14 protein-coding genes are annotated in these 12,773 nt (G+C 68.0%); 2 read left to right on the top strand and 12 right to left on the bottom strand.

The window, feature by feature from the left end:
• Window positions 1–25 precede the first annotated feature (25 nt).
• A complete protein-coding gene (gene pyrB / locus G9465_RS09840) occupies window positions 26–943 on the top strand; it encodes an aspartate carbamoyltransferase (protein ID WP_166969459.1) in 918 nt (305 codons plus the stop codon).
• Window positions 940–1,407, top strand: coding sequence for an aspartate carbamoyltransferase regulatory subunit (gene pyrI, locus G9465_RS09835; RefSeq protein WP_166969457.1), 468 nt, complete (start codon window positions 940–942; stop codon window positions 1,405–1,407). Before pyrB ends, pyrI begins: the two co-directional genes overlap by 4 nt.
• Window positions 1,408–1,431: 24 nt before the next feature.
• Here the strand turns inward: pyrI and G9465_RS09830 are convergent, their stop codons facing one another.
• From G9465_RS09830 to G9465_RS09780, 12 genes are read right to left on the bottom strand one after another with little or no spacing between them, the layout of a single operon-like run.
• Window positions 1,432–2,673: a P-loop NTPase gene (locus tag G9465_RS09830; protein ID WP_166969455.1), complete on the bottom strand. Its 1,242-nt coding sequence runs from the start codon at window positions 2,671–2,673 to the stop codon at window positions 1,432–1,434.
• 16 nt (window positions 2,674–2,689) lie between these two features.
• Entirely contained in the window at window positions 2,690–3,565 is an 876-nt protein-coding gene (locus G9465_RS09825; RefSeq protein WP_166969452.1) for a HEAT repeat domain-containing protein, read from the bottom strand.
• Window positions 3,562–3,807, bottom strand: a complete 246-nt coding sequence (locus tag G9465_RS26265; protein WP_349674900.1) for a hypothetical protein — start codon at window positions 3,805–3,807, stop codon at window positions 3,562–3,564. The genes G9465_RS09825 and G9465_RS26265 overlap by 4 nt, the downstream gene beginning before the upstream one ends.
• Complete coding sequence (locus G9465_RS09820) at window positions 3,783–4,394, bottom strand: hypothetical protein (RefSeq protein ID WP_349674899.1); 612 nt, start codon at window positions 4,392–4,394, stop codon at window positions 3,783–3,785. Before G9465_RS09820 ends, G9465_RS26265 begins: the two co-directional genes overlap by 25 nt.
• Window positions 4,391–5,068, bottom strand: coding sequence for a molecular chaperone TorD family protein (locus G9465_RS09815; protein WP_166969450.1), 678 nt, complete (start codon window positions 5,066–5,068; stop codon window positions 4,391–4,393). The genes G9465_RS09820 and G9465_RS09815 overlap by 4 nt, the downstream gene beginning before the upstream one ends.
• The gene (locus G9465_RS09810; protein ID WP_166969448.1) at window positions 5,068–5,913 is read right to left on the bottom strand and encodes an ethylbenzene dehydrogenase-related protein; all 846 of its coding nucleotides are present in this window, start codon (window positions 5,911–5,913) and stop codon (window positions 5,068–5,070) included. The genes G9465_RS09815 and G9465_RS09810 overlap by 1 nt, the downstream gene beginning before the upstream one ends.
• Entirely contained in the window at window positions 5,906–6,979 is a 1,074-nt protein-coding gene (locus G9465_RS09805; protein WP_166969446.1) for a 4Fe-4S dicluster domain-containing protein, read from the bottom strand. Before G9465_RS09805 ends, G9465_RS09810 begins: the two co-directional genes overlap by 8 nt.
• The gene (locus tag G9465_RS09800; RefSeq protein WP_166969444.1) at window positions 6,972–9,890 is read right to left on the bottom strand and encodes a molybdopterin-dependent oxidoreductase; all 2,919 of its coding nucleotides are present in this window, start codon (window positions 9,888–9,890) and stop codon (window positions 6,972–6,974) included. Before G9465_RS09800 ends, G9465_RS09805 begins: the two co-directional genes overlap by 8 nt.
• Entirely contained in the window at window positions 9,883–10,065 is a 183-nt protein-coding gene (locus G9465_RS09795) for a hypothetical protein (RefSeq protein WP_166969442.1), read from the bottom strand. Before G9465_RS09795 ends, G9465_RS09800 begins: the two co-directional genes overlap by 8 nt.
• Entirely contained in the window at window positions 10,058–11,452 is a 1,395-nt protein-coding gene (locus tag G9465_RS09790; protein WP_166969440.1) for a cytochrome bc complex cytochrome b subunit, read from the bottom strand. The genes G9465_RS09795 and G9465_RS09790 overlap by 8 nt, the downstream gene beginning before the upstream one ends.
• The gene (locus tag G9465_RS09785; protein ID WP_166969438.1) at window positions 11,453–12,100 is read right to left on the bottom strand and encodes a ubiquinol-cytochrome c reductase iron-sulfur subunit; all 648 of its coding nucleotides are present in this window, start codon (window positions 12,098–12,100) and stop codon (window positions 11,453–11,455) included.
• A 2-nt stretch (window positions 12,101–12,102) separates the two neighbouring features.
• Entirely contained in the window at window positions 12,103–12,675 is a 573-nt protein-coding gene (locus tag G9465_RS09780; protein ID WP_166969436.1) for a hypothetical protein, read from the bottom strand.
• Window positions 12,676–12,773: the final 98 nt, after the last annotated feature.

Here is a 12,773-nt window from a genome sequence, read left to right as displayed (position 1 = left end):
CGTCGGGGGCGCGGTACCGAGTAAGATGCGGCACGACCACATCATCAGCGCGAAACAACTGTCGCGGGCCGACATCGAGGAGGTGCTCGACCACGCGGCCGCCATCGCAGCGGACCCAGGTGCCTACGCGGACCGGCACGCCGATACGTTGCTCGGGATGCTCTTTTTCGAACCGAGCACGCGGACCAAGATGAGTTTCACGACGGCGATGAAACGGCTGGGCGGCGACATCGTCGACATGGGTTCGGTGGAGTCGTCGAGCGTCAAGAAAGGCGAGTCACTGGCCGACACGGTGCGCGTCGTCGAGGGGTACGCCGACGCGCTGGTACTCCGGCATCCGATGGAGGGGTCGGCGAAGATGGCCAGCGAGTTCGTCGACGTGCCGCTGGTCAACGCCGGCGACGGCGCGGGCCAGCACCCGACACAGACCCTGCTCGACCTCTACACGATCCGGGAGAACGCCGGGTTCGACGACCTGACCATCGGTATCATGGGGGACCTGAAGTACGGTCGCACCGTCCACTCGCTGGCCCACGCGCTGACGAACGTCGATGCGCGCCAGCACTTCGTCAGTCCCGAGTCGCTCCAGTTGCCGCGGTCGGTCCGGTACGACCTGCACCAGGAAGGTGCCGAGGTCCGAGAACACACCGAACTCGACGAGATTCTGCCGGAACTGGACGTGCTCTACGTCACGCGCATCCAGCGCGAGCGGTTCCCCGACGAGAGCGAGTACCGCGAAGTCGCGGGTCAGTACCAGATAGACAGCGAGACGCTGGCGGCCGCGAAAGACGACCTGACGGTGATGCACCCGCTCCCGCGAGTGGACGAAATCGCCCACGACGTGGACGACACGGACCACGCCAAGTACTTCCAGCAGGCCCACAACGGGGTGCCGGTACGGATGGCACTGCTGGACCTGATGCTCGGAGGTGAGCCCGAATGACCGACGACGACCAACAACTCCGCGTCTCGAAGATTCGCAACGGCACCGTCATCGACCACATCACCGGCGGGCAGGCGCTTAACGTCCTCGCCATCCTCGGCATCGACGGCACCAGCGGCGACGCCCTCTCCGTCGCGATGAACGTGCCCTCGGACCGCCTCGGCAAGAAAGACATCGTGAAAGTCGAAGGCAAAGAGCTCTCACAGAACGAAGTCGACGTACTCTCGCTCATCGCCCCCGCCGCCTCTATCAACATCGTCCGCGACTACGAAGTGGTCGAGAAACACCGCGTCGAGCGCCCGTCGGTGGTCGAGGGCGTGCTCGAGTGTCCGAACCACAACTGCATCACGACCGAGGACGAACCCGTCCAGTCCCGCTTTGCCGTCGTCGAGGACGGCGTGCGCTGTGAGTACTGCGACACCATCATCCGCGACAATCTGCCCGCGCACATCCTCGCGGACTGAGTCTCCCGATTTCGAGCGCCGTTCTCAGGGGACGACCGTCTCTAACACCCAGTCGTCCGGCGTCGCTCGCCGAACGTCGAACGGGTCGAACGCCTCCCGAGGGGCCTCCGCGAGGCGGCCGAGGAAGGGGCCGACCGGGTTCGGGTCCCGGTCGCTCACGAGGACGAACTCGTCGCCGCTGTCGAGGCCGGTGAACGCCTCGCGGACGCGGTCTTTGCGCTCGTCCGGCGGCAGGCCACGGATGTCGACGGCGTAGTCCGGCACCGCCACCTCGCCGGCCGTCTCGATGGACTCCGTAACGGCGTCGCCGAGGTCCGCCATCGCCTCGGGGACGTCGCCGAGCGCGGGCGTACCCTGCAACTCGTGGGTGAACGGGAGTTCCGCCAACACGGGGGCGTCGAGGTCACCGAGGGCGTCGTCCTCGAAGAGGTCGTTCGGTTCGCCACAGCAGTCACAGACGTACTCGGCCATGTTGACCACCGTTCCGAGGACCGGCACGCCGTTGTCGCGGAACAGTTCGACGGTGCGACTGGTGTCGCTGACGCTGGCGTGGAACGGCGTCGTCACGACGACCACGCCGTCGACGGGCACCTCCTGTAAGGTCGTCAGGACGACGTCGCCGGTTCCCGGCGGGAGGTCGACGACGAGGACGTCGTCGTTGCGCCACGCGGTGTTCGTAAAGAGGTCGTCCAGCGCGTCGTGAGCCATCGCACCCCGCCACGCGAGCGGTGCGCCGTCCTCCATCAGGCCGACGCTCATCACGTCCATCCCGTCGGTCCGAATCGGGAGGGGGTCGCCCTCGTCGCTGGAGTGAACCGGCCCCGAGACGTCGAGCAGACCCGGCACGTTCGGTCCGTGGATGTCGGCGTCGAAGAGGGCCACGTCGTTGTCCGCGGCCAGCGCACACGCGAGGTACGTCGCCGTCGTGGACTTGCCGACGCCGCCTTTCGCGCTGGCGACGGCGACGATGTGGTCGAACGACTCGACGCTCGCCCGGTCCTCGCTGGACGGGGTCGCGCTCTCGACGTGGACGCTCTCGACGCCGTCCACGTCGTCGACGGCCCGCAACATGGCCTCTATCACCTGATTGCTCGTATCGCTGTCCAGCGACGTCAGGTCGGCCTCGACGGTCACCTCGCCGTCGTCGACGGCGACGTTCTCGACGAATCCCGCCTCGAAGACGGAGAGGTCGGCCTTCGGGTCGCGAACCATGCGTAACTGTGCTTCGACGCGGTCGGTCAGGGTCGTTCGGGCGTTCTCGGTCATCGTGGTAGGATGGGAATCATAGGTCGGGCATCCGGTTCAGTCGGTCTTCGCCGGGGAGGAGGCGGGCGTCGGCTTCCAGTGTGCCGCCGAACTGCCGGCGGAAGCGGCCGGGGTCGGCCTCCAGCGAGCGCTCGGCGGTCTGTCGGACGACGGTCGCCGGGTCGTCGGTCAGTTCTCCGAGTCTGTCGCGGGCAGCCTCGGAATCGACGCCGGCTAACATGTGGGCGGCCCACTCGCGGAGGCGTTCGCTCTCGTCGCGGCTCAGGTCCAGTAGCGTCTCGGCCATCGCCTCCCCGCGGAGCTTGAACAGCGAGATGGCTGCGTTCCGCCGGACAGCGTGATGGTCGTCCGCGTCGAGCGTCTCGGCGATGTCGTCCTCGTGGGCCTCTCGCGCGAGGTTGTCGAGTGCGACCACCGCCTCGGCACGGACCCACGGGTCGGGGTCGTCGAGGAGTTCGACGGCGACGGCGGCGGCCCGTTCGTCGCCGTGGCCGGTCAGGGCCTCCACGGCGAACTGCCGGACGTCGCTGTCCTCGTCGGTCGTCGCCGCCTGTGCGAGGCCAGCGACCACCGCCTCCTCGGTGGGGACGTCCTGCAACGCGAGGGCGGCCCGTCGCCGGTCGACGTGGCTCCCGTCGGCGAGGTCCGAGAGCAGGTCGGCGGCGTCCGAATCCTCGACCGGTTCCGTATCGGCGGCCGCCAGCTCTTCGGGCGTGGCCTCACCGATAGTCACGTCCTCGCGGCTCACCTCGATATCTTCGAGGGCGTCGATGTCGGTGTGCATCCCCGGACTGCGCTCGGGGTCGAGTTGCGGGTCGGGGTCCTCCGCGAGGTGTTTCTCGAACTCGTCGTCGCCACAGCCACCGTCACCGCAGCCACAGTCGTCGCTCATCGGCCCACCTCCAGCGAGACGAGCGCCGCGACGCCGAGGGCGAAGGGCACCGCCCGTCCGAGCGTCACCGGGACGCCGGCGAACGCGAGCAGTGCGACGGCCGCCAGTAGCGCCCAGCGTCGCTCGCGACCCGCGGCGCTGGCCGTCGTGACCGCGCCACCGGCCGCGAGAGCGACGACGGGGAGGGAGGTGCCGACGGCCCCGGTGCCGACCAGCGTCACCGCGCCGGCGACGAACGGCATCGAGAGGCCGACGACGACGACGGCGCCGAACGCGAGGCACCGCGGACGAGCGCCGAGGTGTCGGTGGCCGCGAGGACCGGCGTGACGCCGATGCCGGCCAGCGCCAGCGTCGACGCGAGCGGTCGGAGCGACGCGACGCCCCCGACGCCGCTCGCGAGGCCGACGGCGAGGGCGAGACCGAGCAATCCGGCGACGGCGCCGGTCCCGGCGTCCAGCTGGTCGCGGTGCGCGACGGTCACGACGGCGGTGCCGGCCACCACGGCGACGGCGGCGGGCGTGGTGACCGCTGACGAGACCAGCGAGAGCAGGCCGAAGACGCCGACGAACAAGAGGCCGACGCCGGCCATCGGGTTCCGTTCGGTCAGACCGACCACGAGTGCCGCCACCGCGGCCAGCGCCGTCGCGGCGGGCGTCAGCACACCGACGGGAGCCGTCGCGGGCGCCGTCGGGACGTTGACGGTGAGCGCCGCGAGGAACCGCCCGGCGAGGGTCGCGGCCGCGAGTGCAGTCACCGCGACGGCGGCCCGGCGGTGGTCGACGCTCGCCACTCTCGGCAGGACCGCCCGGAGCGTCGAGCGAGTGCTCATCGCTGGCCCTCCAGTCGGTCCGCGAGGTCGTTTCTGTCGGCGCGGACGAACGCCTCCAGCAGTTCGCCGAGCGCGCCGTAGACGTCGGTCCCGGGTTCCTCGGCGAGACGGTCGGCGACGCCGGCGGCGGCGTGGCCGAGGTGGCGGTCGTGAAAGTCCAGTCGCGCCGTCGCGGCGTCGTCACCGACGGCGGCCTCCCGGCGGGCGAGGTAGCCCGCGAACTCCAGTTCGTAGGCCAGCGCGTCGTGGTTGTCGCGCTCGTTCTGGTCGATTTCGAGGCCGTAGTGGCGGTAGGCCCGCGCCAAATCGAGGTTCACGTCGTTCCAGGACTGGTCGGGGCGGTACTTCGACTCGTACAGCGGCACCGGCGGCCCCTCGGCGTCCAGCGACCCGTCGGTCCGGTCGGTGTACTCGCTGTAGCCCAGTTCGAAGACGTCGTTGTACCGGGCCGCGAGCATCTCGTAGTCGTCCTCGGTGGCGAGTTCGGGCACCGTCACGTCCAGCGGAGTCTGCTCGATGCAGGCCCGCACGTCCGCGTCCAGCGACCCCTCTGCTGCCGCGGCGTGGAACGCTTCGTCGGGGTAGCGGAACGCCGCCGCGAGCACCCGGTACACCGTCCCGCGGGCGGCCGCGTCGGGGTCGACGTCCTCAATCCCGTCGCTCGCGGTGGCCATCAGCGCATCCCCCCTCTGGCGCGGTGGACGCCGAAGGCCGTCACGGCGACGACGCCGACGATGGCGATGCCGGCGACGGTCCACAGCAGCGTCTCGTAGGGCGGCCCCTCCGGTCCGGGCCCGAACGGGAAGTAGTGCCACTCGCTGACGGCCTTCCGACCGGCCCGCTCGCTGTTCGAGCCGTTCCAGACGGCGAAGGCCACGTCCACGTCGCCGTCGTCGGCGATAGTCGTCCGGTTCGCGCCGGACGCGTCCACGTCGCGGGTGTAGACGACGGTCCACGTCGCGTTCTCGCCGCTCCCGCGGTGGACGGCCGTCGCGTTCACCGACGGGTTCTGGAACCGCGTGGTCGACCCGGCCCCGCCGGCTAACAGTTCCTCCGTTCCGGTCGCACCGCTCCAGTACCAGACGTTGACGCGGTTGGTCGGGCCGCCCATCGCTATCGGCGGCCGGGAACTGGTGTTGACCGGGAACTGGACGGCGACGGAGTCGGCGAATCGCCGCGTCTCGTTGGCCGATACGTCCCGCGTGGCGTCGTGCCACTGGAGACGGAGGTGCAGTTGACCGTCGCCGCGGGCCGCCTGCACGTGGACCCGTTCGACGCTCGTCTGGTCGGCGTTGGGGACGCTACTCGGGGCGCTGGCCAGCGGCACCGTCGCCGCCGGCACGTCCTCCCAGCCGTCGGTAGTCGGCCCGGAGAGGTCACCGGTGGCCGGTGCGACCGGGATTTCGTGTGCCGGGCGTGCGCTCGCCAGCGGCGCCGCCACCGCCGAGAGCGTGACGAGGACGGCGACGACGGCCGCCGCCAGCAGGGTTCGCCGTCGTTTGCTGGTGGTGTCAAGCATCGTCGAACACCTCCAATCGGTACTGTTTCGCGGGATTCTTGTGCTGGAGCAGTTCCATCAACTCGCTCTCGCCGCCCTGCCGGACGCGCTGGCGCTCGCGCTCGATGGTGTCCAGCGCGTCGTGGACGCGCTCGCCGAACAGTTGCTCTAGGTACTGTCGGGGGATGCGCTCTACGTCGACCGTCTCCCCCTCGTCGGTGTGCTGTGGCGGCGCGTAGGGCGGGATGTAGTAGACGTTCGGTTGCGTGTGAAACTCCGGGTGCAGGGGCAGGGCAACCTCGTACTCCTCGACGAGTTTGTAGATGGGACCTGCCTCGTCGTCGAGGAAGCCCACGAGTCGTAACTGCGGTGGGCACTCCTCGGCGCAGGCCGGCGCGTACGTCTCGCCGTCCGGCCCCTCACCTTCGAGCCGCGGATAACAGAAGATGCACTTCTCGGAGTTCTTCGAGACGGTGTTGTAGTACACCTTCTTGTAGGGACACCCCTCGACGCAGTAGCGATAGCCCCGACAGCGGTCCTGATCGACGAGGACGATGCCGTCCTCGGCGCGCTTGTACAGCGCCGAGCGCGGACACGCCTCGACACAGGAGGGGTGCGTGCAGTGGTTGCAGATGCGCGGGAGGTAGAAGTAGTAGCTGTTGGGGTACTCGCCGGCCCCTTGGTCCTCGTCCCAGTTGGGGCCCCACTCGGCGCCCTCGCGGGGGCGCAGGGGTTCGTCGCTCCCCTCGTACATGATCTCGGAGTGGTTGAACTCCCACGGCCGGCCGTACTCCTCCTCGGACGGAATCTCACCGGTCTTCCGCTCTTTGTGCTCGCCGGACTCCCACCCGCCGCCGGAGTCCTCCCAGCCGCGGGGGTACCCCTCGCCGGGTTTGGTCTCGACGTTGTTCCAGTACATGTACTCGCGGCCGCCGCCCTCCGTCCAGAGAGACTTACAGGCGATGGTACAGGTCTGACAGCCGATGCACTTGTTCAGGTCCATCACCATCGCGACCTGATGGTCGACGCCGTCGGCGACGTTGATGTGCGTGTCCTCGGACTGGGATTGGTCGTTCTGACTACTCATCGGAGTCACCTCCCGCGGGCCGCACACCGGCAGACTCGCGTTGCTCGTCTCCCGAACCCGACTGCCCGTCGGCCAGTCGGACGTCGACGTTGACGTCGCTGTTGACCCCGGTCGGCCCCCAGTAGTTCGGGAAGAAGTGGAGGTGCTCGCCCGTGTCCTCGGGGTACTGCACCAACTGGGTCGGCTTCATGTACATCGGAACGAGCGTGTTGAAGTTGTCGTCGTCCGGGTACTGGAACTTCTCCCACGCGAAGTACTGCCGGGCCGTCCCGGGTTCGCTGGACGGGTAGATTTTCGCCTGCACCTCCACGCTCCCGAGGTCGTTGAACACCTCCACGGTGTCGCCGTCCTCGATGCCCCGTTCTTCGGCGTCGTCAGGGTTGAGGTAGACGACGGGTTCGCCGCGTTGGAGGCGGAGCATCTTCTCGTTGTCCCGCCACGTCGAGTGGATGGACCACCGGCCGTGGGGCGTGTTGTACGACAGCGGGTAGTCGCCGCCGGTGTTTTCGGGCCCCTGCTTGTGCGTCGGCAGTTCCTCGCCGAGTTCGAGGAACCAGTCGTGGTCGACGTAGTACTGCTGGCGGCCGGTGAACGTCGGCCACGGCTCCTTGTCCCGCACGTAGCTCTGCCACGGGACGTAGGCCTCGCCGTCCTCGATGTCGGAGGTCCAGTGGCTCCCGGCTTCCAGCAACCGCTGTGGCTGTTCCTCGGTGTCCGCGAAGGTGATCTGTTCGTCGCTGTCGCTGGGGTTAGACTCCTCGGAGTGTTCGAGGATGAACTCCGAGGCGGCGCGGCCGTCCTCCAGTGCACCCTCCTCGCCGGTCTCCCAGTCGCGGACGTAGTCGTCGTGGATGGTGGTGAGGTCGATGGTGCGGTCGAACGTGCGGTCCTCGACGGGGTCGACGCCGCGTTCTTTGGCCCGTTCCTGTATCTTCCTCGCCAGCAGGCGGAATATCTCCCAGTCGGTCTTGGCCTCGCCCAGCGGTTCGACGGCGGGCGTGAACGGATGCACGTAGGTGTGCATGTCCGTCATGTTCAGGTCGTACTTCTCGTAGTGGCTCGCGGCCGGCAGGACGATGTCCGAGTACATCGCCGTCGAGTCCATCCGGAAGTTGATGTCGACGACGAGGTCCAGTTTGGGCCACAGTTGCTCCTCGACGGCGACGTTGCCCTTGGCCTGGTTGAAGTAGTTGCCGCGCCAGACGAACATCGTCGAGGGGTCCGGCCGACTGCCGTCGTCGCGTTCCTCGGGGTACAGCGGCATCCACCCCTCGTCGATGGACTGCTGTATCTTCTCGGCGGTGTCGGGGTCGGTGTTCTCCAGAATCCCCGCGTGGTAGTAGGTCCACAGCGTCGTCGGCACGCCCCGGACGCTCCCCGTCGGGAAGGAGAGGACCTTCCAGCCGTGGAACGTCCATATCTTCTCCTGACCGACGTAGTGGTCGAGGCCGGTGCCGGGTTCGCCGAGGTTGCCCGTCAGCGTCACGAGCAACTGGATGGCGCGGTTGCCGAGGTCGTTGTGGTACCAGTCGTTGACGCCCTTGCCGTGGATGATCTTGGCGGCGTCGGCCTCCGCGAACTCGCGGGCGACTCGCTGGTACGTCGACCGGCCGACGCCGGTCTCCTCGTGGACGTACTCGGGGGTGTACTGGGCGAGTTCGTCCCGCAGGTTCTCCCAGACCGAGCGGACCTCCACCTCGCCGCTATCCGTCGAGACGGTTCGCTCGACGGAGAGTTGCGGGTCGAAGTCGAGTTCGATGCTCGCCGACGGGTCGTGCTGGCCGTCGCGTTCGCCCAGCGACCCCGGCGCGCGCCGGAGGGTACCGTCTGCGTCGACCATCACGAACACCTTCTCGGGGTCGTCGGCGTCCCCGGCCAGACCGACGTCGCTGGCCCGCAGGAACTTCCCGGTGTCCTCGCGGACGAGCAGCGGCATGTCGGTCTGTTCCTTGAGGTGGGCCTCGTCGTAGAGCCCCTGATCGACGATGGTCTGGGCCATCCCAAGCGCGAGGGCGGTGTCGCTGCCGCCGTGGGGCGAGAGCCACTCGTCCGTGTGGATGGCCGTCTGGGAGTAGTCGGTGAAGATACCGACGCGTTTGGTGCCGTCGTAGCCCGCGTCTAAGAAGTACTTCGCGTCGGGGATGCGCGTGACGTTGATGTTCGACCCCCACGCGATGATGTAGTCGGCGTTGTGCCAGTCGGCGGATTCCGCGTTGTCCGTCTGGGTCCCCCACGTAATCGGCTGACCCGGCGGCAGGTCGGAGTACCAGTCGTAGAAACTGTGGGAGACGCCGCCGAGCAGGTTGACGAGACGACTGCCGCTGGCGAAACTCACCGGCGACATCGCCGGGATGGGGGTGAACCCCGAGATGGCGTCGTACCGACCCGCCTGCACCTCGTCGATGACGTGGTCCGCGATTTCGGTCAGTGCCTCGTCCCAACTGATGCGCTCCCACTGCCCCTCGCCGCGTTCGCCGGTGCGTCGGAGGGGGTGCAGGACACGCTGGTCTGCGTTGACGTAGTCGGTGTAGCAGGCCCCCTTCTGACAGCCGCGGGGGTTCGGGTCCGGGAGACTCTCGTCGAAGGTCGGATAGTCGCCGGCCTGCTCCTCGCGCCAGACCTGCCCGTCCTTCACGAAGACGTTCCACGAACAGGAGCCGGTGCAGTTGACGCTGTGGGTGGATCGGGCGATGTCGTCCCAGTCCCACTCCTCGCGGTAGAAGTCCTCCCAGTCGCGGTACGGGTAGTTGCCGATCGGGTCGTCGACCGCTTCCAGTCCCTGCATGCCGTCGTCGGCAAAGGAGAGGCCGGTCGCCCCCAGCAGCGAGGCGGCCCCGAGGCCGCGGACGAAGTCGCGTCGACTGATTCCGGAACTGTCCGTCGCGTCGTCGGTGGGGTCGTGTCTACTCATGGGTGAGGAATACGGTCGCAGTCGCACAGGCGACGCCGGCGAGAGCGAGGGCGAGACCGGTCGGGGTCGACCCGCCGGCCTCCAGTCCGCCGGCGACGAGCGCGACGCCGAGCAGTTTGCTCGTGGTGTCCAGCAGGCGGTACTGGCGGGCGGAGAGAGTCGCGAGGTCAGTCATCGGACTCACCTCCGGTGGCGTCCGCAGCGGCGTCACCGTCGGCGGCTATCTCCTGCTCGTCGGTCGGGGACTCGTCGTCGCCGTTCCGGAGCAGGAGGTACGTCAGACCGCCGACCAGGGGCGGGACCAGCAACAGCGCGGCCTGCAAGATGGGGTTGACGACGCCGGTGGTCGTCTCCAGCACCTTGTCGGCGAGGATGTTGTTCATCCCCGCGATAGAGGCGATCATGACGAAGGCGACGGCGGCGACGCCGACGCCGGTCTGCCACGGGCGGGAGAGCGGGTCGGCGGTGAAGTGCGTCGGTTCGGGCGTCCGGTCGATGAAGGGCCAGACGGCGACGGCGGCGAACACCAGCCCCGGAAGGACGACGCCGCCGATGAACTCGCCGCTGACGTGGACGGGGCCGACGCTGAAACTCGCCCACTTCGGGAGCAGTTTCAGGAACCCGTACACCCACATCAGGAACCAGTCGGGCATGATGAGTCCCGGCGTGCTCGCGGGGTCGTTCGGGCCGTAGTGGGCGATGTTGTGAACCGGCAGGAGGCCCGCGAGCGCCGACAGCGTCGCCGCCGTAAAGAAGAACACGACGGCCGAGACGGCGGCCTGATTCGGGAAGGCGGGCAGGCCGACGATGACGCTGTCGTCGTCCTTGTCTACCTCCCGGCCGCCAGCGGTCAGGTCGTCGTCCCGCGGCGCCTCGGTGTGTTTCTGCCGGACGAGGATGGCCATGTGGAGTGCCAACCCGCCCGCGATGAGCATTGGGATGACGAGGACGTGCAGGAAGTACAGACGCGGGATAGTCGCGCTGGACGGGAACTCGCCGCCGAATATCACCTGCCCGAAGAAATCCCCGACCAGCGGCACCGAGATGGTGAGGTTGTAACCGATGCTGGTCGCGGTGGCGGCGAACTCGTCGAAGGGGAGCGCGTACCCCGTATACGCCGCGCCCATCGCCAGCGCCGCGAGTCCGGTGCCGACTATCCAGTTTGGCTCCCGCGGGTTGCGGTAGGCCCCGGTGAAGAACACCCGCAACATGTGCAACCCGATAGAGGCCACGAACAGGTGGGCCGCCCAGTGGTGGAGTCGGCGGATGAACATGCCGAAGGGCACGTCGTAGGTGATGTGCAGCACCGAGACGAACGCCTCGGGCATCTCCTCGCCCTGGAACTTCTGGACGCTCCCGTCGTACTCGACGTCGGACGTGGAGGGTTCGAAGAAGAACCCGAGGAAGATGCCAGACAGCACGAGCAGGAGGAAACAGAACAGCGCCACCTCCCCCAGCAGGAACGAGTCCTCGGCCGGGAACGCCTTTCCGAGGAACGTCTGGCCGTTCTCGACGTCGAGTCGCGTATCGAACCAGTCGTAGAGCTGTTTCGCGCGGGACATTCACTCGCCTCCCGGGCCGACCGGCCCCTCGAAATCGCCGGTTGCGACGAGATAGCCGTCGCTCGTGACGGTGATGGGTAGTTGCGGGAGCGGCCGCCCCGGCGGTCCGTCCTCCACCGACGCGCCCTGCAGCGGGTCGAACTTCCCGAAGTGACACGGGCAGACGAGCAGGGTCCCCTCCTCGTTGGCGACCATACACCCGGCGTGGGTACACACCTTCGAGAACGCGGCGTAGCCACTGACGGTGAACCCCATCTCGATGTCGCCGCCGTACTCGGACTCGGGGTACCGGACCAGCAGCGTCGGCGCGTCCTCGATGCCGGGCCGTGGCTCCGGGAAGACGGTCATCTTCTCGCCTTCTGAGAGGCGGTTCTCCTGGATGCGTTCGCCCTCGTCGTCGACGAGGAACACCCCATCGGAGTAGACGGGGCCCTCGTAACTGCGCTCGAACACCTGCGTGGTGCTCGCGAGGGGGGCCGTGAGGCTGGCGATGGCGGTCAACCCGCCGACGCTCGCGAGGAACTTCGCGAAGTCTCGACGGCGTAGTTCCGCCCGGGCGTCGCCGTACAGCGTGGGCGACACCTGCGGGGAGTCGCTACACGGACAGTCCTCGGTGTCGTCGCCGTCGTCTGGTTTCGGATAGTCCATGGTCAGTGTCCCCTGATTTCCGCGACTTCGATGTGTGGCATGAACCAGGCGTAGTACGCGACGGTCGAGAGTGCCAGCGAGACGAACATTCCCGTCGCGTAGAGGCCGAAGTACTGGGTGCGGGCGAGCGTGAGGTACTCGCCGGTAAACAGCGTCGCGAAGACGATGGCGAGCACTGTCAGGCCGCCCATCGCCACGAGGCCCTCGATGGCGTCCGAGGCGTCGTGGTACTCGACGACCCAGCGCGTCTCGGTGTCGAGCCACGGGAGCGAGACGGTGCCCCCGTCGGCCACCGTCTGGGCGTCGTCCGGTGGCCGAACCGCCCTGTTCATGAACTGGTGGACGGCCGCCAGCACCCCGACGAGGGCGAACAGCGCCACCCAGACGATGACGCCGACCTGACTGGGTGAGAGTTTGTTCGGGGTGTCGACGAACCCCTGCAGCGGCCGCTGTTCGGTGACGCTCTCGTCGATGGCTATCTCTTCGGACGGTGGCTCCCCGTGGAGGGCGACGTACCACATCGGGAGCAGTACCGCCGTTATCAGCAGGCCGATGAGTATCGTGTTGCGTCTCATGGTTGCGGTCCACACCCACCCGGCGGAGGCCGGACGAGTGGTTCGCGTGTTCGGTCATTAACGAACCACTCCCCTGAACCACCAGCCAGACATCTTAG

Origin of the sequence: Haloarcula sp. JP-L23, from assembly GCF_011602445.1 — an archaeon.
Lineage (GTDB): Archaea > Halobacteriota > Halobacteria > Halobacteriales > Haloarculaceae > Haloarcula > Haloarcula pellucida.
The sequence above is the reverse complement of the archived record's forward strand: the minus strand, read 5'-3'. Positions and strand labels throughout refer to the sequence as shown.

Bases quoted from the DNA above. Each gene is read 5' to 3' on its own strand.
- pyrB (WP_166969459.1), top strand. From the start codon at position 26: ATGCGGCACGACCACATCATCAGCGCGAAACAACTGTCGCGGGCCGAC.
- pyrI (WP_166969457.1), top strand. From the start codon at position 940: ATGACCGACGACGACCAACAACTCCGCGTCTCGAAGATTCGCAACGGC.
- G9465_RS09830 (WP_166969455.1), bottom strand. From the start codon at position 2,673: ATGACCGAGAACGCCCGAACGACCCTGACCGACCGCGTCGAAGCACAG.
- G9465_RS09825 (WP_166969452.1), bottom strand. From the start codon at position 3,565: ATGAGCGACGACTGTGGCTGCGGTGACGGTGGCTGTGGCGACGACGAG.
- G9465_RS26265 (WP_349674900.1), bottom strand. From the start codon at position 3,807: ATGCCGTTCGTCGCCGGCGCGGTGACGCTGGTCGGCACCGGGGCCGTC.
- G9465_RS09820 (WP_349674899.1), bottom strand. From the start codon at position 4,394: ATGAGCACTCGCTCGACGCTCCGGGCGGTCCTGCCGAGAGTGGCGAGC.
- G9465_RS09815 (WP_166969450.1), bottom strand. From the start codon at position 5,068: ATGGCCACCGCGAGCGACGGGATTGAGGACGTCGACCCCGACGCGGCC.
- G9465_RS09810 (WP_166969448.1), bottom strand. From the start codon at position 5,913: ATGCTTGACACCACCAGCAAACGACGGCGAACCCTGCTGGCGGCGGCC.
- G9465_RS09805 (WP_166969446.1), bottom strand. From the start codon at position 6,979: ATGAGTAGTCAGAACGACCAATCCCAGTCCGAGGACACGCACATCAAC.
- G9465_RS09800 (WP_166969444.1), bottom strand. From the start codon at position 9,890: ATGAGTAGACACGACCCCACCGACGACGCGACGGACAGTTCCGGAATC.
- G9465_RS09795 (WP_166969442.1), bottom strand. From the start codon at position 10,065: ATGACTGACCTCGCGACTCTCTCCGCCCGCCAGTACCGCCTGCTGGAC.
- G9465_RS09790 (WP_166969440.1), bottom strand. From the start codon at position 11,452: ATGTCCCGCGCGAAACAGCTCTACGACTGGTTCGATACGCGACTCGAC.
- G9465_RS09785 (WP_166969438.1), bottom strand. From the start codon at position 12,100: ATGGACTATCCGAAACCAGACGACGGCGACGACACCGAGGACTGTCCG.
- G9465_RS09780 (WP_166969436.1), bottom strand. From the start codon at position 12,675: ATGAGACGCAACACGATACTCATCGGCCTGCTGATAACGGCGGTACTG.